We start from the raw sequence: 23,286 nt of genomic DNA, 5'->3' as shown, positions 1-23,286 counted from the left end.
TAATAGTTTAGGTAAATGTGGTTCTCCTATCTAGAACGAGTTTTAGTTTTTGCTGCTGATTTAGATGCAACGGTTAAAGATGGATTGTTTTGACTTCGCGTATTGGCAGCTTGCAACAGTAGAGAATCTGCAAAAGCGATCGCCTCTTGATCCGATTGACCGCCTGCCAGTTGCGCTAATTCTTCTCGCCGTTGATGTTCGTTTAAGGGCATGACTCTCACCACAGTTCGCACGTCTTCTGATGCGGTTGATTTGGCTTTGCCCCGTTTGCCATTGGCTGGATCAATAACTTGTTTATCAACGCGAAAATGATGATCGGCGATCGCTGCCACAATCGGCTGGTGAGTCACGCACAAAACTTGGTGTCGATGGCTGAGTTGATGCAGCTTTTCAGCGATCGCCTGGGTAACTCGCCCCGAAACGCCCACATCAATCTCATCAAATACCATCGTGCCCACCGAATCGACCTGAGAGAAGCAAGCTTTAAGCGCCAACAAGAACCGACTCATTTCACCGCCCGACGCAATTTCTGTCATCGGCTTCAGGGGTTCGCCAGGGTTGGGGCTGAAAACGAAGCTGATGCGATCGCTCCCCATGGCAGTGGGCTGGCTAGGGCTAATTTCTACTTTGAACTGCACTTTATCCATGGCAAGCGGCTTTAACTCTTTGAGCAAAAGCCCCTCCAACTGACGAGCAGCTTGCTTGCGTTGTTCAGTCAGTTTGTTGCAAGACTGCAAAAGCTCTGCCTGAATTGCTTGATAATTCTGCTCTAAAACTTCTAAAGATTGACTGCTGCCACTCAGTTCAGCAAGCTCTTGTTGAACGCGCTGGCTGTGGGCGATCGCTTCGACCAGGGTAGGACCATACTTACGACAAATTTGCTTCAGTTCAAGAATACGATCTTCGACAGTTTGGAGGCGATCGGGGTCAGTTTCCAATGCCTCCCCATAGGCATTAATCTGTCGTCCCGCTTCTTCAACCTGCGCCATCGCTTCAATCACCAGTTCTAAAATGGGCTGCAAAGAACTGTCGTAACGAGTCATGTCAATCAGTGTATTTTCAGCGGTGCCCAGTAAGTCGGCGCAAGCTTCAGAGCCGCGATCGTTTTGGTAAAGGGCTTGGTAGACCCGATAGCTTTGCTGCTGAAGTTCAACGCTATGGCTGAGGCGCTGGCGTTCCTGCTCAAGCTGGGTCAGTTCATCAGGATCGCTGAGGTTGGCGGCAGTCAGTTCTTTGGCTTGATATTCAAAGAGATCAAGCTGTTGGAGGCGCTGTTGTTCAAATTGGCGACGTTTGTCTAGGGCTTTGAATGCTTGCTGGGCTGCCATAAAAACATCAGCGACGCTCTCGCGTTGTTCAACCAGATGTACGCCGCCAAAGCCGTCTAGCCATTCGCGCTGAAGGGTTGCTTTGCCTAGCAGTAGGGTTTGTCCTTGGGCAGTAATTTCGAGGAGGCGATCGCGCAGATCATCCATCTGAGCTTTATTCACCAGCACTCCGTTAACCCGCGATCGGCTCCGCACCCCGCTTCGCGCCGCCACTAATTCTCGGCTACAGACTAGCGATACATCATCAACTAATTCAATCTGCTGCTCTGCTAACCAGCCCAGCAGCCCCGGATCAAGATCAAACGTCGCCTCAACAACCGCCCGCTCTGCCCCCGTGCGAATAACTCGGCTAGATACTTTGCCACCTAGCGCTGCATCCAGCGCATCAAGAATAATGGACTTCCCGGCTCCGGTTTCTCCGGTCAAAACGTTTAACCCAGTGCCCAACTCTAAGTCGAGGCGATCGACCAAAGCGAAGTTTTCAATCTGAAGAGAGATCAGCATGATTTCAATACGATGACCGGGGGTTGATAGTTACAAGTTTATCGAGAATCAAGGAATGAATGGTGCTCTAGCGGATGAGGTACAGGTGTTCTCAATAGACTAGTACAAATGTAGACGAAGAACGCCTAGTTTTGACTATGCGTTACATGGAACGTCACACGGAAAATGAGATGTTTTTTGAGGAAATATTAGAGAAATTTAGATTGGCAGAGAACTCTAGAGGAGGATCTAAAGCCTGAGGGAAAGCTACCTTGGGAAGCGATCGCCTGATTTCTTAACGCCTCAACCGAATCTATCAGGCGGAAGATAGGAACAATCTTAAAGCTACTGTTACAATACGTTACATGTAGAGATTATTGTGATTTAACTACCTTTGGTTTCGCGCAATCCTACTTTCAGCTATCGCTTGCTTCTGCCAGAATCACCTCAACTACCTTTAAAGAAAACCGAAAGACTCAGCACTGCCCAACTCTCCTCCACTTGTCGTCCCTCATGCAAACCGTAACTCCAAATTCTAATTCGTCTTCCGTTCCGGCTGTGGTGATGGAGAGTGAACTCCATCCTGCGCCCCAAGAGCATCTTAAGTCAATCCATGTGGTCGATGAACCCGAAGCGCCACGATATGACCCAGAAGCGATCGCGGCTGAGTATGGTAAGCGCCCGTTCAAAGTATGGGGACGGCTTTTAGGAATTGTGTGGACTTTCCTAACCTTTGTTCTAGCGTTGCTCTGGGATAAGCAAACCGGACAAATTGAGAAGAATCAACGTAAACGTGCTATTCGGGTACGAGAGGTCCTAACGGGTCTAGGTCCGGCATATATCAAAATTGGACAAGCGCTTTCAACTCGCCCTGATCTGGTGCCGCCCCAGTACTTAGAAGAGCTAACGCAGCTACAAGATCAACTGCCCCCCTTTCCTAACGAATTAGCATACCAGTTCATTGAGGAAGAATTGGGCGATCGCCCCGAAAATATCTACGCTGAACTGACTGCTGACCCGATCGCCGCTGCATCGCTAGGGCAGGTTTACAAAGGTAAACTTAAGAGTGGCGAAACCGTTGCCGTTAAAGTTCAGCGTCCTGGTTTGGCGCAACTCATCACTTTAGACTTGTACATTTTGCGGCAAATAGCAGCGTGGACAAGCAGCAATATTAAACGGGTTCGCAGCGATATTGTTGGCATCATGGACGAATTTGGTGCTCGCATTTTTGAAGAAATGGACTACGCCCACGAAGGTCGTAATGCTGAGCGATTTGCTCAACTTTATGGACATGTGCAAGATATTTACGTGCCTCGAATTTATTGGCAGTACAGCGGTCGGCGTGTGCTAACCATGGAATGGATTAATGGGGTTAAGTTGACCAATCCCCAAGAAATTCGTGAGCTAGGGCTAGATGCTCGCTACATGGTGGAAGTAGGCGTTCAATGCTCTCTACTGCAATTGCTAGAGCATGGCTTTTTCCACGCTGATCCTCATCCAGGTAACCTGCTGGCAACACCCGATGGCAAGCTGGCTTATCTAGACTTTGGCATGATGAGTGAAGTGCAGCCCTATCAGCGCTATGGTCTGATTGAAGCAGTGGTGCATTTGGTTAACCGTGACTTTGATGGCTTGGCAAATGACTATGTAAAGCTGGAGTTTTTAACACCTGAAACTGATTTGACTCCTATTATTCCTGCTCTTAAGTCTGTGTTTGATGGGGCTTTGGGCGCTAGTGTGGCAGCACTTAATTTTAAGAGTATTACCGATCAACTCTCTCAGGTGATGTACGACTTCCCATTTCGGGTGCCTGCCTACTACGCCTTAATTATTCGATCGTTGGTGACGTTAGAAGGAATTGCCATTAACGTTGATCCTGAATTTAAAGTGCTGAGTAAAGCCTACCCCTACGTTGCTAAGCGCTTGCTCACCGACCAGTCACCTGAACTTAGAACTTCCTTGCAAGATCTTCTATTTAAGGACGGTAGTTTCCGTTGGAATCGATTAGAGAATTTGTTAAACAATGCTCAGGAGAGTCAAGACTATGACATTAATCAGGTGTTAGAGCAGACGGTTGAGTTTCTTTTTTCAGAGCGAGGAGAATTTATTCGAGACTCGCTGGCAGAAGAAATTGTTAAAGGGGTTGATGATTTGGGGCGTAATGCTCTAGACCAGGTTAAGCATAATGTGGAGGGCTGGCTGGGCTGGGCTGAGTCGTCTAACGGTAAATCTAAATCCGTTCAAAAGGGAGTTGCGGCTCCTGAACCCAGCAATTTGGATCGGATTTTAGGAATTGTTGGGATGCTGCGCGAAACACCTGGATTTGATCCTGCGCTTCTGGTTCCTTTGGTACCTCGCTTGTTTTTTAAGCCTGAATTACATGAGATGGGACAGCATATTGCAGGTGGATTGGCGCAAAGAGCGGCTGCAAGGCTGATCCGTGAGGTGCTACTACGAGAGCCTACTCGGGCAAGTCAAAATGGGCAAACATTAGGCACACTGGTGCCGAAGCTCCCTGTTTCTAGGTAATTCTATTTTCTGGCATTCTATTTTCTGGCATTGTATCGAAAGTCTTTCTAAGGAGAGACTTTTTTTATGAGCACTGATCTGAAGGAACACGCTAGATTAAGAACTGTCGTTCAGAACTTTCCCTATGCTTCAGTCTGATCAGATTCCGACTAAACTGAGCTACCCCATTACGGCTACTGTTGATCAAGTAGACGATTATCATGGTCAAGCGATCGCCGACCCTTATCGCTGGCTCGAAGATCCTAATTCTGAAGAGAGTCAAGCCTGGATTGAAGCGCAAAACCAAGTCACCTTTGCTTATCTCAACGACATTCCCATTCGAGAAACCTTAAAGCAGCGCCTCACAAAGCTTTGGGATTATGAGAAGTTTGGGATTCCTTTTAAGGAGGGCGATCGCTATTTTTATTTCAAAAACGACGGCTTACAAAACCAAAGTGTTCTCTATACCCTGCCTGCTTTAGATGCCGAGCCCAAAGTATTGCTCGACCCCAACACGTTATCAGCCGATGGCACTGTTGCCCTCTCTGGCTTATCCATCAGCGAAGATGCCCGCCTGATGGCGTATGGCTTATCGACAGCAGGTTCTGACTGGCAAGAGTGGAAAGTGCGCGATATAGAAACTGGAGAAGATTTGCCCGATCATCTCCAGTGGATTAAGTTTTCGGGGGCTTCTTGGACACAGGATAACCAGGGATTTTTCTACTCACGCTATGCTGAACCAAACGCAGAAACAAAGCTAGAAGATGTTAATTATTTTCAGAAGCTTTACTATCATCGCTTGGGCACAACGCAAGCCGAAGACGTATTAATTTATGAACGTCCAGACCAAAAAGAATGGGGTTTTAGCGGTGGAGTCACAGAAGATGGACGTTATCTAATCATTTCCGTCTGGAGGGGTAGCCAGCCTAAAAATTTGGTGTTTTACAAGGATCTGGGTAATTCCAAGAACCCGGTTGTAGAGTTAATTTCTGAGTTTGAAGCCAGTTATAGTTTTATTGATAATGATGGTACAACTTTTTGGTTTGAAACAGATTTAGATGCCTCTCGAAAACGCGCGATCGCCATTGACATCACCAATCCCAATACCGTTCACGAAATCATTCCTCAAGCTGACGAAACTCTAGAAGGTATAGGCTTACTTAATAACCAATTTGTTGCGAGTTACCTTAAAGATGCCCATACTCAAATCAAAATCTTTGACCTAACGGGCGCATTCGTACGGGAAATTGAACTGCCTGGACTTGGCTCGGCAGGTGGCTTTGGCGGCAAGCGCCACGACACCGAAACCTTTTACAGCTTTACTGGGTTTACCACGCCCAATACCATTTACCGATACAACATGGTGACGGGAGAGAGCAGCCTTTTCCGAGAGCCTGATGTAGATTTTGACCCCTCGCAATATGAAACTCAGCAGGTTTTTTACGACAGCAAAGATGGTACCAAAGTGCCTATGTTTATTACCCATAAAAAGGGACTGGTATTAGATGGAAATAACCCGACTTATCTTTATGCTTACGGCGGTTTTAATATTTCCATTACCCCGTCTTTTTCGCCTAGTAATTTAGTGTGGATGGAGTTAGGTGGAATTTACGCCGTTCCTAATTTGCGTGGCGGCGGCGAGTATGGCGAAGAGTGGCATCAGGCAGGCGTAAAACAGCGTAAACAAAATGTATTTGATGATTTTATTGCGGCAGCAGAATGGCTGATTGCGAATCAATATACATCGTCGAAGAAATTGGCGATCGCCGGAGGCAGTAACGGTGGCTTGTTAGTGGGAGCCTGCATGACTCAGCGCCCTGATTTATTTGGTGCAGCACTGCCTGCGGTGGGTGTACTAGATATGCTGCGATTCCACAAATTTACCATTGGTTGGGCGTGGTGCGAGGAATACGGTTCGTCTGATAATGAGAACGAGTTTGAGGCACTTTATGCCTACTCGCCGTTACACAATCTCAAGCCAGGTACAGCTTATCCTGCAACGATGGTTACAACCGCTGATCATGACGATCGCGTGGTGCCAGCCCACAGCTTTAAGTTTGCAGCGGCGTTACAGGCAGCGCATCAGGGCGATGCACCTGTAATGATTAGAATTGAGACTAAGGCAGGACATGGAGCCGGGAAACCCACTGCGAAGGTGATTGAAGAAATTGCCGATCGCTGGGCTTTTTTGGTGCGGTGCCTGGAGATTGCAACGTGAATTTATGAATTTAAATTTATGAATTTAACAGCGACTTACAGCCCCGCCTACACCTTAGTTCCCACCTACGAATGTTTCAATCGTTGCACCTACTGCAACTTTCGGGTTGATCCAAATCAGGATGAGTGGATGACTTTGGCACGGGCGGAAGCCACGTTGCGATCGCTGCAACCCCAAGGCGTGATCGAAATTTTGGTACTGAGCGGCGAAGTTCATCCTCAAAGCGATCGCCGTTCTGATTGGTTTCAAAGAATCTATGATCTTTGTGAACTTGCCCTTAGCCTTGGGTTTTTACCTCATACCAATGCAGGGTTGCTGACTCATGAGGAAATGGCACAGCTTAAAACCGTCAACGTTTCCATGGGGTTAATGCTAGAGCAAATGACCCCAGCGCTGTTACAAACTGTTCATCGCCATTCGCCTAGCAAAATACCTGCGCTGCGGCTTCAGCAGCTAGAACAGGCAGGAGAGTTACAGATCCCGTTTACCACGGGCTTGCTGTTGGGGTTGGGGGAAACCCAAGCAGATTGGGTGGCAACCTTGGAGACGATCGCTCAAGTCCACAGCCATTGGGGACACATTCAAGAAGTTATTCTTCAGCCGCACAGTCCGGGGCAGAATCAGGCGTGGCAAGGAGAAGCTTTTGAGATCGAGCAACTGGTGGAACTGGTGGCGATTGCGCGTCATTTATTACCTGCTGATATTGTGTTGCAAATTCCCCCCAATCTCATTCCTTATGCGCCTCAACTGATCGCCTGTCTGCAAGCGGGAGCCAGCGATCTGGGCGGCATTAGTCCCAAAGATGAAGTCAACCCCGACTATCCCCATCCCCGCGACGAAAATCTTGCCGCGCTGCTCCAACCTGCCGGATGGCAACTTCAGCCGCGCTTGCCCATTTATCCGCACCACGACAACAAATTACCTGCTGATTTACGCGCCCAGGTTAACCATTGGCGATCGGCTTTGCCGTTGCCGCAAGGGTCGCAACTCGCCGTACTTCCGTCTCATATTGCCCATCGGGATACAGCCGCAACAACCGAAATCCGGGCGGGCGAGCGTCAATTGTAAACACCTCACTTTTGGGCTTAAGCTGCACACAGGTTGAGGGCGTACCCACATAGCGAACGCTGTGCCGCAACTGCTCAAACGCATGGTGAATATGCCCAAACAGAACGATTTTGACCTGGGGAAAGCGATCGATTATCTCAAATAATTCATCGGAATTTTCTAGGCGAATCTGATCCATACACTCTGCGCCCACTGGCAACGGCGGATGATGCAGGACTGCGATCGTGGGCTGATGATGGAGGTGTAGCTGCTCCTCCAGTCTCGTGAGTTCTGCAACCGATAGCCGTCCTTGCACTTTGCCAATCATCATGGTGTTCAGCAAAATAAAATTCCATTCGCCTTTCTGAAAGTGTTTGTCGGGCAAAATTAATGCAGAGTTTAAGCCCTGCTCCAGGTCGGCTAAGCCTTGGTCATGGTTGCCCGGAATCCAGTAGGTCGGAATGTTTAACGGTTCGATGAGCGATCGCAAATACACATACGACTCTAGGGTTTCATCTTGAGAAAGATCTCCCGTCAACAGCAACACATCCGGCTGGGGCTGCAACTGACTAATATCCGCAACCACTGCACGGAAGGAGTGATTCGTCCGACATCCCAGCATCTCCTGACTGCCATCTGCAAACAAATGAGTATCCGTTAGCTGGGCAATTAAAAGCGGTGAATCAGTCACAAGCCGAACCTCACGATCGGGAACATTTGTTACTATATCGCTCCCTACGCGGGTTTACCGATTGCGAGATTGCGACAGCTAAGAGATCTCCTTTAAGGCTTGTTTAAAGGCTGTTGCCGTTTTAAAGATAATTTGGGGATTATCGACCAAAGCTTGGTCAATTAAATTGGCTATCGGTTGAAGGATCGTTACTTCTCGCTGGCTAATCGAGATCGGATCGGTTTGTAAGAGGACAAGGTAAGGATCTTTGCCGCTGCTGAAGTTTCGTGGGTATGTTCCGGTCAGCATGTAGTAGAGACAGGCGGCGATCGCCCAAACATCCACTTCAGCCTCAGCATAATTAAAATTAACCGCCTGCTGTCGGGGCATAAATACAGGCAGGTTAGCTGCCGTTCCACTCATGGATAATCCCCCTAAACCAGCCTGGTCAAAGGCTTTGGCTAAACCGTAGTCAGCAATTTTAACCGTCTGCACAGACCCAGCCGACAGCAAAATATTACTCGGTTTGAGGTCACAGTGAACTAAGCCTTGAGCAGAACGCATCGATCGCTCAGTGAATCTGCCAACGGGGAGCCTAACCTGATGGGCATACTCCAAACCTTCTAAGACTTGTAGGGCGATCGCTACTGCCTCATCTACAGGCAAGCGTCCGCCCCGTTGCTGCATTAGCTCAACCACACTGCCACCCTCACAAGCATCCATGGCAAAGAAAAAGGCATCATTCTGATAGCCAGAATCTAGAAGCCGAATAATACTGGGATGCTGCAAGGTTTTAATTAGCTCTATTTCCTGCAAGAAGGCTTCCACAACCGAAGGTCGTACTGCCTTTTGGGGCAGCATGACCTTCAGAGTGACCAGTTGATCGGTGGCGTTTTGCCGAGCTAAGTACGTCACCCCTGCTTCACTGATAGTCAACTGTTTTACTGGCGTGTACCCTTCAATAAGAGGCAACTCTAAGCCGTTCTCATGACCTGATTCACCACCCGATGATTCCACTAAAGGCACGCTATTGAGGAAGCCAGTGAAAGGATTAAGAGGTTTGTTAGTTCCTGCATCGACAGGTTCATCCTTGGCAAGGGATTCTAGCTTGACGGAAAAGATAGTTTGTCCCAGCTTAATTTCATCGCCATCAGCCAGGTCATGTTCTGGAAAATTTATTTGAGCCCCCTCTTCAGGCGTTTGGTCGCGTTGACGTTTGCCAATCATTTGACCATTGATGTAGGTGCCGTGCAGACTGCCTAGATCACGAATCCGGGCAGCCGGAGGATTAATGTCGAGGAGGCAATGGTAGCGAGAAATCGTTTTGTGCAACTCGTCATTGGGCAACTGCACATGACAATCTTTGGCGCGACCAATAATGCAAATGGTGCGATCGTCAAATTCCACTTCTAATCCCTGCAAACTGCCCGCAATCACGCTCAAGATCACTTTAGCCTTGGGTTCAGACGAGGTAAATGCTGTGGCGAATTCAGTTGCAAACGCTGTGGCGAAGGGAGCCGGAGCTTCGGGCGAAGCCGGAACTTGGGCGACTTGGACGACTTGGGCAATTGGGGCAACAGGTTTGGCGATCGCCTTCACCATTTGGTTCAACTGCTGACGCACGCCATTGGGTTGCAGCCAGCCATAGCCTGCTGCCTTCAACGTTTGCATTAAATTGTTGAAATTAACTTCAGTCCAGGTCGGAGTCCCCTCATAGGTGAGCGCCAAGGTGATTTCTTCAGCGCTAGGCTGACGACTAGCAGGCAAGATGCCAACGCTGGGGGTATGTAAACGCAGGAAAGACTCTAGGTAGGGGCTGGCTCCCTCATCCCAATTGCGGGGCGGTTGCTCTGCTAATTCCCAATCTAAAAGCCAGGCTTTACAAAATTGGTCATCGCTACCTGAGAACACATAGCGACCATCTGGACTCAGGCTTACGGCTCGAACCGCTGCCGTATGTCCGGCAAAAGTCCATAAGCAATCACCTGTGACAGCATTCCACAGTTTACAGGTTTTATCATCGCTGCCGGAAAGGGCATATCGTCCATCAGTACTTAAGCTAACTGATCGAACTGCCCCAGCATGTCCGGCAAACGTTCGTAGACACTCGCCGTCCGTAGTCCACAGCTTCAGCGTTTGGTCAGCGCTGCCAGAAACAACAGAGCGACCGTCTGCACTCCAATCTACCGCATAAACCGCCGCGACATGCCCCTCAAAGGTGTTTAAGCATTCACCTGTGGCAATGTCCCAGTGCTTCAGGGTTTTGTCAGCACTTGCCGATATTACCGATCGCCCATCTGAGCCAAACGCCACTGCCATTACCGCATCTCGGTGACCTTTTAGGGTTTGCAAACACCGACCCGTGGCAATTTCCCAGAGTTTGAGTGTGGTATCTCTACTGCCCGACAAAGCATAGCGACCCGTTGGGCTAAACGCCGCCGAACTCACTCCAGCGGTATGCCCAGTTAGGGTTCTTAAACATTCAGCCGTCGTCACATTCCACAGTTTCAGCGTCGCATCGGCACTGCCCGACAAAGCCGAGTGTCCGACCGGACTCAATGCCACCGCTGCGACTTCCCCCTTATGCCCTTCAAAGCTTAAAAGACAACGACTGGTCGCAATATCCCACAGTTTCAACGTTGCATCGGCACTGCCTGCTAAAACAGAGTTGCCCGCTAGATTAAATGCCACTGCGTGCAACGCTGCCGTGTACCGTTCAAAGCCTATAGGCTCCCAGCTATCTTTTAAAGTTTGCCGAGGGAGCGCCGTATAAAGATTGAGCCAGGCTTGAACCGCTTCTGACCCGCGATTGTATCCGAGTTGTGCCCGTGCCTGCCGAATATGTTGTGCCGCTGTAACCGCATCGCCCTCCTCTAGCGCCGCCTGGGATTGGGCTAGCTCTTGTTCATAGAGGCGATCGCCTCCGATCTCCGGCTCAGTGAGTTGCAAATTAGAGAGGCGTAACGGTGCCAAATCTAGCGCATCGGTGCTATGAACCGCCCACCAATTCAGCGTTGACGCATCTGCCGACAGCACATGCTGACCATCTGAACTCAGGACGATCGCTCGAATCACTGATTCATGTCCCTCGAAAGTTCGCAAACAGCGCCCCGTCTTCACCTCCCACAGCTTCAGCAGTTGATCATCGCCTGCCGACAAGAAAAACCGACCATCTGGGCTAAATGCCACCGCTCGGACGGCTCCCTGATGTCCCTCAAACGTTCGGGTCATATGCCCGGTGGTCATATTCCAAAGTTTGATAGGATTATCTCCTGCCAAAACAGACAATCCGTCTGGACTACAAGCCATTGAGGTCAGATCGTGATGTCCTTCAAAAGTCTGCTTAGCTTGACCCGTAGCAATCTCCCAAACTTTGATCGTTTGGTCATCGCTAGCCGATAGAATGTGCTGGCGATCGGGATGAAACAGCACGGTTGATATGCGCCCTTGATGCCGCCGAAAAGTCTGCAAACACTCACCCGTTGCCACCATCCACAGCTTAATGACTTGATCATCCCCCCCTGAAAGGACATAGCGACCCTCTGCACTAAAAGTCACCGATCGCACTGCGCCCTGATGACCCTGCGATCCCCATTGGCGAGTTAGGTTGCGCAGTTTATTGACTAAAATACCAAGAGGCTTAAATAGGTTGCCTGTATCTCGCCTTATAACCCGGCGTTCTCCACCGTCAAAGGTATGAACTTGGCTAGCATCACCCACATTCCACAGCCGCACTGTTTGGTCATCGCCCCCCGACAAAATAGAGCAACCATCGGGGCTAAATGCCACCGAAAGCACCTGTTCTTCATGTCCTTTAAAAAGGCATAAACACCGCCCCTTAGCAATATCCCACAGCCGTATCGCCTTTTCCTCACCGCTAGAGAGGGCATAGAGACTGGTTGGGCTTAAAGTGATGGCTTTGATTTTGTGATTGGTGCGTTTTTTCTGGGTTGCTTCACCGAGTTGAGGCAGTAGTTGCTTAGCGTGGGGCAGACGCTCTTTTGCTAGGGTGAGGGCGGCTCGGATATCGTCTTGCTGAATGCCTCTCGCGTGAACTCCTTCTAAAATTTGTAGGGCTGTCTGGTAATTCCCTCGCTCCATTTGAACCAGGCTCAAGAGATACTCGACTCGCCAATCTTGCGTAGAAGAACGGCTCATTTCTAATTGCTGCTCTAATTGCCGTAGTAGTGCCTGATCATCGCTGACTCTGCCCGATCGCCACAACATTAGCCCTCGATTGTAGATAGCCTCCAAATGTCGAGGTTGATTTATCAACGCTTGCTCCCACAACCTGAAGGCTTCCGTCAGTTGCCCCAAATCCCAGGCAAATACAGCTTTATTATTAAGGTCATCCGCGGTCGTGGGAGTCAGGGGCGGTTCTTGCCGCAGATATGGACGACCCATTGCTTCTAGGTAGAGAGCCTGAAGAAGATTTGCCACTTCTCTCAAACTTGCAGGGCGATCGTCTGGGCTGTCTTGAAAGCAGCGTTGCAAAAGTTGGGCAACTTGCACAGGCATTCGAGGCAGTTGCGCTTCTTTGAGTTCATGTTCTAAATAATGATCTAATGCCTGCATGGCGGTTGTCCCAGTTGCCCAGGTGCATTGACCGACAAACATTTCTAGCACCGTTAACCCCCAACCCCATAAATCAGTTTGCTGGGTTAAGAGTGCTTGACGGTGCTGCTCTGGAGCCAGGTAAGCGATCGCGGTAGTATCGGCTTTTGCCAAACCAAAATCAGTAATCTTGGCTTCCTCAGCAGCGGTCATCAAAACCGTGTTAGGCGTAACATGCTCGTGAATGATGCCTTGCTCATGGGCATAGTGAAGCCCCCAGGCAAGTTGAATCGCGATATCTAAAATACGACGCAAGGCAAGTGTGGTGCCATTGGAGTAGAGACGGCGATCGCCAATCCAATTTCGTAAACTGCCGCCTGCCACATGCTCCGTAAACACCAACGGATGGTCATTGACATAGCGGATGTAGTAGCACCCTGCAATGTGAGAGTGCAGCCCTAGCCTGATCCAAGTTTTAACCTGCTGCTCAAAGTTTTCATTTCCACCTAACGCCGTAAGAGTTGCTGAAGATGGACTATGAACCGATAGGTCAGTATTCCAACCCAAATGTCGAGTCTTGTAGACCTCGCCAAAGCTACCTTGCCCCAAAATGCCAACTACTTTATACAAGTCGAGAATAATATTCCCAGCCTGCCACTGTACGCTGTTTTGATTTGACATAATCGGCACCTAGAATTTTTTTACCGTGCAGCTAGGAATAAATAGAATAGTTAGCTCAAATCAAACAAATTGGTAGATCGCTATAAAACTTCGGCATTAGTGAATATGAATCTGCTCAAAGCCCCTTTCCTTTAGGAGAGGGTTTGGGGAGAGATCTGTCTCGCTGCGTTGCTGATTCAAACCCCCTCAGCCCCTTCCCTGTCAAGGCAGGGGAACCAAATTTTCATACTTTCATTCAGCAACGCCAAAACTTCTAATCACATTCTCTGCACTCTTTCTCTGCACTCTTTTCTTTACATTTAAAGAAATAATTGGCAAAAACATAGGCAATCATCCGCCTCTCCGATTCTGTTAACTGAATGTTTATTTTTAATATTTGTTCTAAAAATAGCTCAACGTTTCCGGAAATTCATCATAAATCAATCTTTTAGGGTTCTACTATCACAGGTGTTCCTAACAAAACTAGAGCATACAGTTCGCGAACATCTTCGTTATACATCCGTACACAGCCATGGGAAGCCGCCCGACCTACAGATTCTCGACTCGGCGTACCATGAAACCCGATCGCATTTTGACCATCCGTCCAAAACTGAATCCAGCGCTCCCCCAAAGGATTATCTGCTCCAGCACTCACCACTTCACCCGTAAAAGGATTTGTCCAACCCGGGTTTTCTAGCATTGAAGTGACCTTAAATTGACCTGTCGGCGTTTCCCAACCCTTTTTACCCACAGCCACGGGATAGCTTACCTTTAGCGAGTTACCTTGGTAAACATAAACCATACGCTCACTTATCTTAAGCACGAGGCGGGTTTCTGAAACCTCTGGTAGAACAGGTTGAATGGGAGGTAAATATTGAACTTCATCTAGAAAGGGAAGATAAAGCGGTGACGATGGGGTGACCTCATCAGATTGACCAATGGCTTCAGGAGTTGCAGATTGGGCAGTTGCTGGCAATCCAACAAAAATAAGGGTTAACACTGCTCCTAAAGAAACTTGTAAAGAGTACCGAAGATCCCCATTCGCTTTATGGTTTGACAAAAACATTTGACCTAAATATTTGGGCGTTACTGAATGAAATTATGAATCTGCTCAAATACCCTTGTCTTTAGAAGAAGGGCTGAGGAGAGATCCGTCGCCTTGTTGATTAAACCTAACTTCTAGCCCCTGCCCTAAGAGAGCAGGGGAACTAGATCTTCAGCTTACAATTCGGCAATGCCAATATTTTGATATCGATACCTGCTGTAGAGAGAAATTGACTAACTCTAGATCTCTGTTAAAAACCTAGTTCGATAAGGAACCCGGTTATATAGATAAGAAGGTAGTTCTTACATCTTGCTCCACAACTAGGATGACTAGGCGCTTACTGATGCTAAGACAAAGACGCAGATTGCCCTGGAAGAACACCCTAAAAGAACAAATAATGCGTCTCTACAGGCAGGAATTTTACGCCCAAGCAATTCCTAGAACTGCTTTACCATAAAGCCCGTGGGTTAGGGTTTGAAGTCGGAGTGGTAGGTCTAATTGTGTCGCTAGGCGATGAAGTCGTGCCGTTGGAAGGAGTTGTAGTATTAGGAGTGGTTGTACTATTGGGAGTCGTACTGTCAGGGGTGGTGTCACTTGGAGTTGTTGTACTACCCGGAGGAGTGGTCGTACCGCCAGGAGTTGTTGTGCTACCCGGAGTGGGAGTGCTGCTAGGAGTTGGGGTAGTGGGCGTTGCTGTTCCTGGTGAAGGTGAAGGTGAAGGTGAAGGTGAAGGTGAGGGTGAGGGTGAGGCAGGGGTAGGGTCTGGAGTATCTTGAGCAAGAGCCTTGTTAGAAATTAAGCTGCCTCCGCTTATGAAAAGCAGTGTGACGAGGGGCAACGAGAGTTTAAGTAACTTAGACAACTTCTTAGTCATAAATCATGCCTCTTTATACTGAATAAACAATGTGAAGGTAGCATTAATCCGTGCTTTATTTATAACCTCAAAAGACTTAAATTTAAGCTCAGCGGTTACACGATAAATTGCCGTCAATTAAGCTACCATCCTGCCATACACCACGCCTAGATGAGCCGTTTGCAAAAACAAATGTGCCTTGACCTTGGCATCGATTATTTTGGAAGCTACCAATATAGCGATCGCCATTCTGCAAAATCCAGGTGCCTTGCCCTTCAAAGCGATCGTTTTGGAACTGCCCAACGTAACGTTTTCCACTAGCAAACGTGTAAGTGCCACATCCTGTACGTTTTTCTCCCTTCAGATCTCCGTCATAGCGATTACCGGTAGGAAACACCATCAGCACTCGACCATCGGTTGGACGACCCTGCGCCACTGAGCCGTAATAGCGGGTGCCGTCTGGATACTCGTAGTCCGCTTCTCTAGACGGCAAGGGGGGGGGGGAAGGTTCCCGACAGGGCAAAGAAGGCAAAGAAATAGGGGTCGTGGTAGGAGTAACTTGGGCTGAACGAGGAATAATACTAAGCCCCTTGAGCCGATTGGAGGGATAGGACAAGCTAACGATCGCCGCGATACTTAGTCCACCAAGGATGCCTACTCTCCAAATATTAGAATTCCACTCTGATGGGTGAGGGATCTTTTGAGAAGCCGTGTGCAAGGTTGAGCGAACCTGAGCCATGGCTGCCTGGAGCAACGGCGGACGAGAAGCTGGCAACTCCCTTACAGCCGACCTTGCCACGATGTTTGTTTTAAGGGTCATTAACTCAGGCGCTACTTTGAAGGAGGTGGGGGCGATCGCCGCATTGGCAATGCCCTCAAAAGAAGTTGGAGCGATCGCCGCATCAGTAACAGCAACCGCTAGCGGTGACTCAGGATGGGCTAGCAGCGGTGGCGAGGCCAAAGATTGCTCAAAACTTTGATTTAGTTTGTTCCAAGCGATCGCCGACTCAGAGGCAAGGGCAGCAAATTCAAGGGCAGGTACCACATCGTTCCGTTGTTGCAGCAGTTCTTCAAGAGCCTGTAAAGGTTCTGCCGCCGTTTGGTAGCGATCCCTGAAGTGATAACACACCATGCGATCGAGAATAGTCGCTAATTCGGGACTAATCTGCACCGATGTTCCTGGCGGGTCAGTCGGACGATTGCGCCAAATAATTTCGTTCGTCTGAACTTCGCGCTCTAATAAATGAGGACGAATTCCAGTCAGAACTTGAATTCCCATAATCCCCACTGCGTAAATATCGCTGTTAAATCGAGGGCTACCGCTTAACTGCTCCGTTGGCACATAGCCCTGAGTGCCAATAGAAATTGTCATCATTTGTCCATCGGCTGCATCAAGCGAGGGGGCACTGACCTGTTTAACTGCCCCAAAATCAATCAACATCGCTCTGCCATCCCGCTGACGACAGATGATATTAGAAGGCTTCATGTCTCGATGAATAACATTCTGGTCATGGATAAAGATTAAAATCTGCAAAATGTCTTTCAGCAGAACAATGACCCGTTGTTCTGTCCAGGGCTGTTCGGGAATGAACAATTTTTGTAGCGATTCCCCTTCTACTAATTCTTGAACTAAATAAAATTCCTGATGCTCTTCAAAGTGAGCGTATAAACGAGGAATTTGGTCATGATTTCCTAACTGATAGAGAACCTGAGCCTCAGTATCAAAGAGGCGTTTGGCGATCGACCATCGCTCTAGGTTACGTACTTGTGGCTTGAGTTGTTTGACAACACAAAGCGGATGGCTGGGTAGTTGAGTATCTTCTGCCAGAAATGTTTGACTAAATCCCCCTACCCCCAGTTGGCGAACGATTCGATACCGCCCACCAACGGTATGACCTGGGACTGTTTTTAGCAATCGCTGAGTGTACTTCAAAGTTTTCTAATTTTTAGAAAGGGGCAATCATTATTCAGTCATTATCAGTAGCTAATTCTAGAGGTGGAGACTGTTAAAGCTCAGTTTTTCTCCTTTCCCTCAAAATTATGCGCCGAAACGCCTTGGCTTAATCAATTAAACTCAGCAGGTTATAACTTGCTTCATAGGATAGAGTTTTAAAAGTTAATCAGAGATTGCAAAGCTACGTCCGATATCACTCTTACTCAGCCACCCCTTAAAGGAACCACAACAGAGATTGCACCAGAACACAACCTTCAAATTTAACTGTTAGGATGTCCTACTTTCTACTTTTCCTACTTTCTACTTTAAAGTGGCGATCGAGAAGATTAAAAATAAAGAGCCAACCTACGCGGATAGATGCTACGCCTACTTCTCACTATATACTGAGCCGCACCCTAGCTGTAGGACAAATTTTAGGAAAAAATGCCTCAACTTAAGGGTTAATTACCTTGCTTTCGGCAAGTGTTGCTGAGAGTTAGAGCAAGCCAAGGTCAAAAGTAGTAAGGATGCTTGCCTGCTCCTGATAGGAAGCTATCTCAAGCACTAGTACCAGAAATCGATCGCCTAGTCATGAATAACATTCAGAAGGTTGGGAGAACATCTACCATGAGTAGGATGCTTCCCCGTAATGAGTAGGAATTGCCAGCACCATTGGGGCTTCTCCCCAGGGTCTGAGGCATACCCAGTCTATCTGGGACTTGAGCGTGATAAAAATCTACTCCTAGCACTAAACATGCAATTGATACAGGGTCGCATGTCATGGAATCTAGATCAAAGTCTGGATTTTGACGATCGCCCATCAATATAAGATCTTCCGACTTTAACCAACCTCTATGGAACTGCAAGTTGGTTTCACGATTGTCGTTGATCGCTGATCATACGGCTCTTCCATCTGCTGCCAAATGCCTCTTCCTAGAAAACTTTTTCCTAATTTAAATCCAGGTGCTGACCACACCTGTATCCATGACAGAACAACACAAACGCTTTCCCAAAATATTTGGATAGTTGTTAGTTCGCTTTCACCATCTTCACGACAGCAATAAGGAGAAAGATCATGGCAAAATCCAAAAGAATTAAAGGCACCGATCGCAGCGACGTTTTCAGAGGCACTAACAAAAAAGATGTCATGTTAGGGCTAGCAGGCAATGACTTTCTTTTTGGCAGAGCAGGCAATGATAGTTTGAACGGAGGCGATGATTCAGATCAATTGTTCGGAGGGAGAGGCGATGATATCTTAAACGGAGGCGATGGCAATGATTTCTTGGATGGTGGTAACGGTGCTGATAGTCTAGTAGGCGGTAATGGCAACGATACACTGCTCGGCGGTAATGGCAATGATGCCCTGGATGGTGGTACAGGCAATGACACTCTAGAGGGCGGCGATGGCAATGACACCCTGAATGGTGGTGATGGCAATGACACTGTTTCGGGTGGAAAGGGCGATGATGTGATGGCAGGTGGGAATGGTAATGATACGCTGGAATGGGTTGATGGAGATGGCAGCGATATCATGAGCGGGAACGCCGGAAATGATACGATTGTTGTTAAAGGAGCCGAGACAAAAGCGGATAGTTTCGTCCTTGGTAAAGATGCATTGAACAAAGCATTTTTTGAGCGAGTTGCATTGGATGGAACGCTGGGAGCAGGACGTTTTACTTTAACTGTAGATACATCAGAAGCTTTTGATGTAATCGGTTTAGCAGGAAACGATACCTTCAAAGTAAACGATTTATCTAGCACAGGTGTGAACCTAGTTTCTTTCTCTGGTGGCGATGGTAATGACAGTTTTGATGGATCAGCAACGAGTACGCTTTTGCAACTCAATGGTGATGCTGGAAATGATGTGTTGATTGGCGGTACGGGAAATGATGTGATGACTGGCGGTGATGGCAATGATGTGATCACAGGGGGAGACGGTGTAGATACTTTAACGGGAGGATCTGGCGCTGATCAGTTTGTCTACGCAGGCAATGTTTTTGCAGGTGGTGCGCTCACTCCTAACGCCGGAGGGACGGGCATTAGCGTCCTGAATAAGCCGGATGTGATTAAAGACTTTGAGATCAGCGGCGATCGCTTCAACTTAAATTCTAAAGATTTGGGCATTAGCGCTATCAATTTTCAAAAGGGGACGTCTTCAACCCTGACCAACGGCAACGTTCTAGTTCTGACCAACGGATTTGCGGCGGCGGCGGGTGCGGCAAAGGCGATCGCTGACAACAATAGCATTACCGATAAAGAAGGAGCATTTGTCTACTTCAACACTACTCTGGGCATTAACCGCTTAGTTTACTCAAAAGATTTAGCCAACGGCGGCGACATTAGCGTTTTGGCGAATTTGGGTGATGCGAAAACAGGTTCCCTTGCCAGTGTGGCAAATTTCTCTGTCAACAACTTTAGCTTAGTCTAGAAATAGCATTCTCAAAGCGACAGGGCACGATCGCCGTGCCCTGTTTGCGTCTCTTCTGCACCTCTTGAACGTCTACTGCATCAACTCAGAACGAGGTATAATTTCATCGTTCACTCTGATTGGATACATGCCTCGGATTCAAGCTGATACTACCGATGCTGAACTCATCCGTCTCCTGAGAGGCGGACAGCAGCAAGCCCTCGGTATTCTCTATGATCGCTATGGGGGTTTGGTCTACACTATCGCCTTCAAAATTTTGAATCAAGCAGATGAAGCCGAAGACCTGACTCAAGAGGTATTTCTGACCTTTTGGAAGCAGGAGCGCTTTGATCCGAGTCGGGCTGCATTAAGTACCTATTTGGGCGTTATGACGCGATCGCGCGCCATCAACAAACTTCATAGTCGCAGCAGCCAGCAACGTATGAGCGATCGCTTACAGCAATCAACCCCCCTTGAGTTTTCTGCCCCCACGCCCCTAGAACAAGCCTCTTCTGCCGAACAGCAACAAACCGTTCGGCAAGCCCTGACCCACCTCTCCGATAACCAACGACAAGTGTTAGAACTGAACTATTACAAAGGCTTGAGTCAATCTGAAGTTGCCCAACAGTTGAGTCTGCCCTTGGGTACGGTCAAAACCCATGCCCGACAAGGATTAATTAAGCTTCGACAAATTTTAGGCGACGCGGTGGGATAGGAAGATGACACAAATATCGACAGAAGATCAACTCATGATTGCTGGCTATGTCTTGGGCGACCTGGAACCCGAAGAAATGGCGCGAGTCGAACGACGCTTGACGACGGATGCAGCGCTATCAGCAGAAGTCCGCGCTATGCAGGTTAGCCTCTGGTCAACGCCTCAAGCAATGCCTATGATGACACCGCCGCCCCAATTACGAGACAAGATCTTGATAGCGAATGCTTTATCAAGTCCCACACCCGCTTCAGTAGACCCTGTGTTGCGCGCTGCTTCGCAGATACCGCAAGGGTCGCCCTCTATCGGTTGGGGCAAGATCCTTGCGGGTCTAACCACGCTGCTGGCACTAATGCTAGGGGCTGATAATTTCCGCCTTCGGCAAGCGCTAAGCTTTGCCCAACAAACAGAAACCGACTCCACGCAAACCGATCGAGTTGCTGCCATTCTTCAGCGCCCTAACAGTCGTCTTGTTGCGCTTAAGGGTGAAAAAGCCGCCGGAACGCTCCTCTTCACACCGGGTCAATGGCAAGAGGTTGTGGTGTCTTTAGGCAACTTGCCACCCTTGCCCCCCGACCAAATTTATCGAATGTGGCTAACGCTTGCCAATGGTCAAACCCTTCCTTGTGGCGATTTTAATACTGATGCTAAGGGTTCAGTATTTGTTAAATTAACGCCCTCTCAAACGCCGCCTCAAGGAGTTAAGGCAACTGGAATTTATGTAACGGTGGATGGAACCAATACACCGCTGAATCCGGAGGGCGATCGCATTCTGTCGGGTTCAATTTAATCATTTGTCTGTCATCAGATATTACACCTAACGTCATGCCGCCATAGGCAACTGTCACAGGTCTATGTTTGAAAAAAGCTGGAAATACTGGGGTTGATTGATGCATGGCGATCGCTATGCATGTGCCAGTCAAAACTGCGTAATGCGGTATTTACCCGTGATTTCAAAATGACTGCATCATGAGCAGCATTAGAACGAACGAGAAATCGTTGAACGCGCCAAGACTAACCACAGATCTACCCCTGTTTAAAACCAGTTGAATAACTTATGATAAATCCGTCTCCCCTCAAATTTATTGTTGCCCCTGGCACTCCTATTCCTCTCGCACCCGGCGCAAGATCTAAAGCTGTTGTTTTGGCAGACTTCAATGGCGACAAAGTTCTTGATCTACTGGTGGGCAATGGCGAAGATCAGCCTAATGGCACTGCCTCTGTGTTGCTGGGCAACGGTTCTGGTAGTTTCGCTACTCCTATCTCTCTGCAAGTAAACGGTAGAGAACCGGAAGTTGCAGCAACAGGCGACTTTAACAACGATGGCTTTGCAGACATTGTTACGGCTAACGAATCGACTCCCGGTAATATTTCCATTCTTTTAGGTGGTGGCAACGGCACCTTCAGCACTGTTCCTGCTTTAATTACAGTCGGCAACGAACCCCACAGCGTTGTAGTTGCTGATCTGAATAAAGATGGTCGTGCAGATTTGGTGACGACCAACGTTGCTAGCAATAACGTTTCTGTTCTGCTGGGTGCAGGTAACGGCACGTTCAGCACAGCGGTTGGATATAAGGCAGGTGCAGGTGCAGCCGCTGCTACTACAGGCGATTTTAACGGTGATGGTAAAGTTGACATTGCTACCGCGAACCTGAATGCTAATACTGTCTCAATCTTGGCAGGCGACGGTTTGGGCGGCTTCGGCGCACCTACTAATGTCGCAGTTGGAAACTCGCCTTACGGTATTGTTTCAGGAGATTTTAATGGCGATGGCAAACTGGATTTTGCAACGGCAAATGATAGCGATGTCTCAGTAGTTTTAGGAAATGGTAATGGCACGTTTAATACTGCGAAAAGTTTTGCAGTGGGTAAGGGGGTCAGTGCTATTGCCACTGCCGATCTTAATGGCGATAAAGTTTTAGATATTGTGACTTCTAATTTTGATAGTAATGATGCTTCTATTTTAATGGGTAAAGGCGATGGCACATTCAACAGTGAAGTCTTCTTTGGCGTAGATGCAGGGCCTTTTGGAGTGGCGATCGGGGATGTGAATGGCGACGGCAAACTCGATTTAGTCACCCCCAATATTAAGGCTGGCACCGCCTCAGTGTTGCTGAACCAAACTACCCTAATTTCGCTCAAGTCTCCTCTAGTCGATGGCTCTGCTGAAAAGACCGCTTCGATGAATGCAGACCTAACGATTGGAACGTTAACGATTAACAGTAATCCGATCGTTAAGGCGAACATTATAGGATACGACAGCATAACTGGAACACAAGCCAAAGATGTCATTACGGGGAATATGGCTGCGAATCGATTAGATGGGCAGGGTGGGAATGATTTGGTAACTGGCTTAGGCGGCGATGATATTCTTACGGGAGGCGAAGGTCAAGATAGAGTATTTGGAGGCAGTGGGAACGATAGAATTTCAGGCGGTGCGGGCAGAGATAAACTGAGAGGTGATGAGGGTAGCGATCGCTTTATCTTCGATACGGGCAAAGCTTTTGATGTTAATACGATTGGCAGCGATCGGATTATCGACTTCAAACGGGGCGAAGATAAAATTGTCCTTGACCAAACGACTTTTACCCAAGTTGGTAAGCAGTTCTTTAACAGCCGAGTGACTTTTAGCTCAGTTGGCACTATCCGTCAAGCCGAAAATAGTTCTGCGCTAGTGACCTATATTCGCTCTACGGGTAACCTGTTCTATAACGAAAATGGTAGTAAAGACGGCTTTGGCTCCGGGGGCATCTTTGCGAATATTCGCAAGCCCGGCTCTGCTGATGGTAATTTGGGTGCTTCAGATTTCGCAATTCAGGCATAGGCTTTAAGTCTATTTCTTTTAATCTCTTCGTCGCAGGTGTAACG

General features: G+C 48.2%; 12 protein-coding genes. 8 read left to right on the top strand and 4 right to left on the bottom strand.

What is annotated here, in order from left to right; translation table 11 throughout:
• Positions 1-26 precede the first annotated feature (26 nt).
• Complete coding sequence (gene recN, locus KME11_13890; protein MBW4516300.1) at positions 27-1,832, bottom strand: DNA repair protein RecN; 1,806 nt, start codon at positions 1,830-1,832, stop codon at positions 27-29.
• Between the two features lie 492 nt (positions 1,833-2,324).
• Here recN and KME11_13885 point away from each other — a divergent pair, with 492 nt between their 5' ends.
• The 3 genes from KME11_13885 (at position 2,325) to cofG (ending at position 7,605) form a co-directional block, all read left to right on the top strand.
• Complete coding sequence (locus tag KME11_13885; protein MBW4516299.1) at positions 2,325-4,340, top strand: AarF/ABC1/UbiB kinase family protein; 2,016 nt, start codon at positions 2,325-2,327, stop codon at positions 4,338-4,340.
• Positions 4,341-4,464: 124 nt separating this feature from the next.
• Positions 4,465-6,537, top strand: a complete 2,073-nt coding sequence (locus tag KME11_13880; protein ID MBW4516298.1) for a prolyl oligopeptidase family serine peptidase — start codon at positions 4,465-4,467, stop codon at positions 6,535-6,537.
• Between the two features lie 18 nt (positions 6,538-6,555).
• On the top strand, positions 6,556-7,605 hold the full coding sequence (cofG, locus tag KME11_13875) for a 7,8-didemethyl-8-hydroxy-5-deazariboflavin synthase subunit CofG (GenBank protein ID MBW4516297.1): 1,050 nt from the start codon (positions 6,556-6,558) through the stop codon (positions 7,603-7,605).
• 748 nt (positions 7,606-8,353) lie between these two features.
• Here the strand turns inward: cofG and KME11_13870 are convergent.
• Complete coding sequence (locus tag KME11_13870; GenBank protein MBW4516296.1) at positions 8,354-13,489, bottom strand: protein kinase; 5,136 nt, start codon at positions 13,487-13,489, stop codon at positions 8,354-8,356.
• 427 nt (positions 13,490-13,916) lie between these two features.
• Complete coding sequence (locus tag KME11_13865; GenBank protein MBW4516295.1) at positions 13,917-14,534, bottom strand: L,D-transpeptidase; 618 nt, start codon at positions 14,532-14,534, stop codon at positions 13,917-13,919.
• A gap of 464 nt (positions 14,535-14,998) precedes the next feature.
• On the opposite strand from KME11_13865, the gene KME11_13860 reads away from it, so the two are divergent.
• Positions 14,999-15,289 (top strand): hypothetical protein, encoded by a 291-nt coding sequence (locus KME11_13860; protein MBW4516294.1) that lies wholly within the window; start codon positions 14,999-15,001, stop codon positions 15,287-15,289.
• A 186-nt stretch (positions 15,290-15,475) separates the two neighbouring features.
• Here the strand turns inward: KME11_13860 and KME11_13855 are convergent, their stop codons facing one another.
• Complete coding sequence (locus tag KME11_13855) at positions 15,476-17,299, bottom strand: protein kinase (GenBank protein ID MBW4516293.1); 1,824 nt, start codon at positions 17,297-17,299, stop codon at positions 15,476-15,478.
• 1,075 nt (positions 17,300-18,374) lie between these two features.
• Here KME11_13855 and KME11_13850 point away from each other — a divergent pair.
• The 4 genes from KME11_13850 (at position 18,375) to KME11_13835 (ending at position 23,242) form a co-directional block, all read left to right on the top strand.
• A complete protein-coding gene (locus tag KME11_13850) occupies positions 18,375-19,727 on the top strand; it encodes a hypothetical protein (protein MBW4516292.1) in 1,353 nt (450 codons plus the stop codon).
• A gap of 127 nt (positions 19,728-19,854) precedes the next feature.
• Complete coding sequence (locus KME11_13845; GenBank protein MBW4516291.1) at positions 19,855-20,421, top strand: sigma-70 family RNA polymerase sigma factor; 567 nt, start codon at positions 19,855-19,857, stop codon at positions 20,419-20,421.
• 4 nt (positions 20,422-20,425) lie between these two features.
• The gene (locus KME11_13840) at positions 20,426-21,208 is read left to right on the top strand and encodes an anti-sigma factor (GenBank protein MBW4516290.1); all 783 of its coding nucleotides are present in this window, start codon (positions 20,426-20,428) and stop codon (positions 21,206-21,208) included.
• Between the two features lie 267 nt (positions 21,209-21,475).
• Positions 21,476-23,242: a VCBS repeat-containing protein gene (locus KME11_13835; GenBank protein MBW4516289.1), complete on the top strand. Its 1,767-nt coding sequence runs from the start codon at positions 21,476-21,478 to the stop codon at positions 23,240-23,242.
• The last annotated feature ends 44 nt before the right edge of the window (positions 23,243-23,286 follow it).

It is taken from the genome of Timaviella obliquedivisa GSE-PSE-MK23-08B, assembly GCA_019358855.1.
Classification (GTDB): domain Bacteria; phylum Cyanobacteriota; class Cyanobacteriia; order Elainellales; family Elainellaceae; genus Timaviella; species Timaviella obliquedivisa.
Note: the sequence above shows the minus strand (reverse complement) of the source record. Positions and strands in the feature narration are given on the sequence as shown.

Bases quoted from the DNA above. Each gene is read 5' to 3' on its own strand.
- cofG (MBW4516297.1), top strand. From the start codon at position 6,556: ATGAATTTAACAGCGACTTACAGCCCCGCCTACACCTTAGTTCCCACC.
- KME11_13885 (MBW4516299.1), top strand. From the start codon at position 2,325: ATGCAAACCGTAACTCCAAATTCTAATTCGTCTTCCGTTCCGGCTGTG.
- KME11_13840 (MBW4516290.1), top strand. From the start codon at position 20,426: ATGACACAAATATCGACAGAAGATCAACTCATGATTGCTGGCTATGTC.
- KME11_13850 (MBW4516292.1), top strand. From the start codon at position 18,375: ATGGCAAAATCCAAAAGAATTAAAGGCACCGATCGCAGCGACGTTTTC.
- recN (MBW4516300.1), bottom strand. From the start codon at position 1,832: ATGCTGATCTCTCTTCAGATTGAAAACTTCGCTTTGGTCGATCGCCTC.
- KME11_13845 (MBW4516291.1), top strand. From the start codon at position 19,855: ATGCCTCGGATTCAAGCTGATACTACCGATGCTGAACTCATCCGTCTC.
- KME11_13865 (MBW4516295.1), bottom strand. From the start codon at position 14,534: ATGTTTTTGTCAAACCATAAAGCGAATGGGGATCTTCGGTACTCTTTA.
- KME11_13880 (MBW4516298.1), top strand. From the start codon at position 4,465: ATGCTTCAGTCTGATCAGATTCCGACTAAACTGAGCTACCCCATTACG.
- KME11_13835 (MBW4516289.1), top strand. From the start codon at position 21,476: ATGATAAATCCGTCTCCCCTCAAATTTATTGTTGCCCCTGGCACTCCT.
- KME11_13870 (MBW4516296.1), bottom strand. From the start codon at position 13,489: ATGTCAAATCAAAACAGCGTACAGTGGCAGGCTGGGAATATTATTCTC.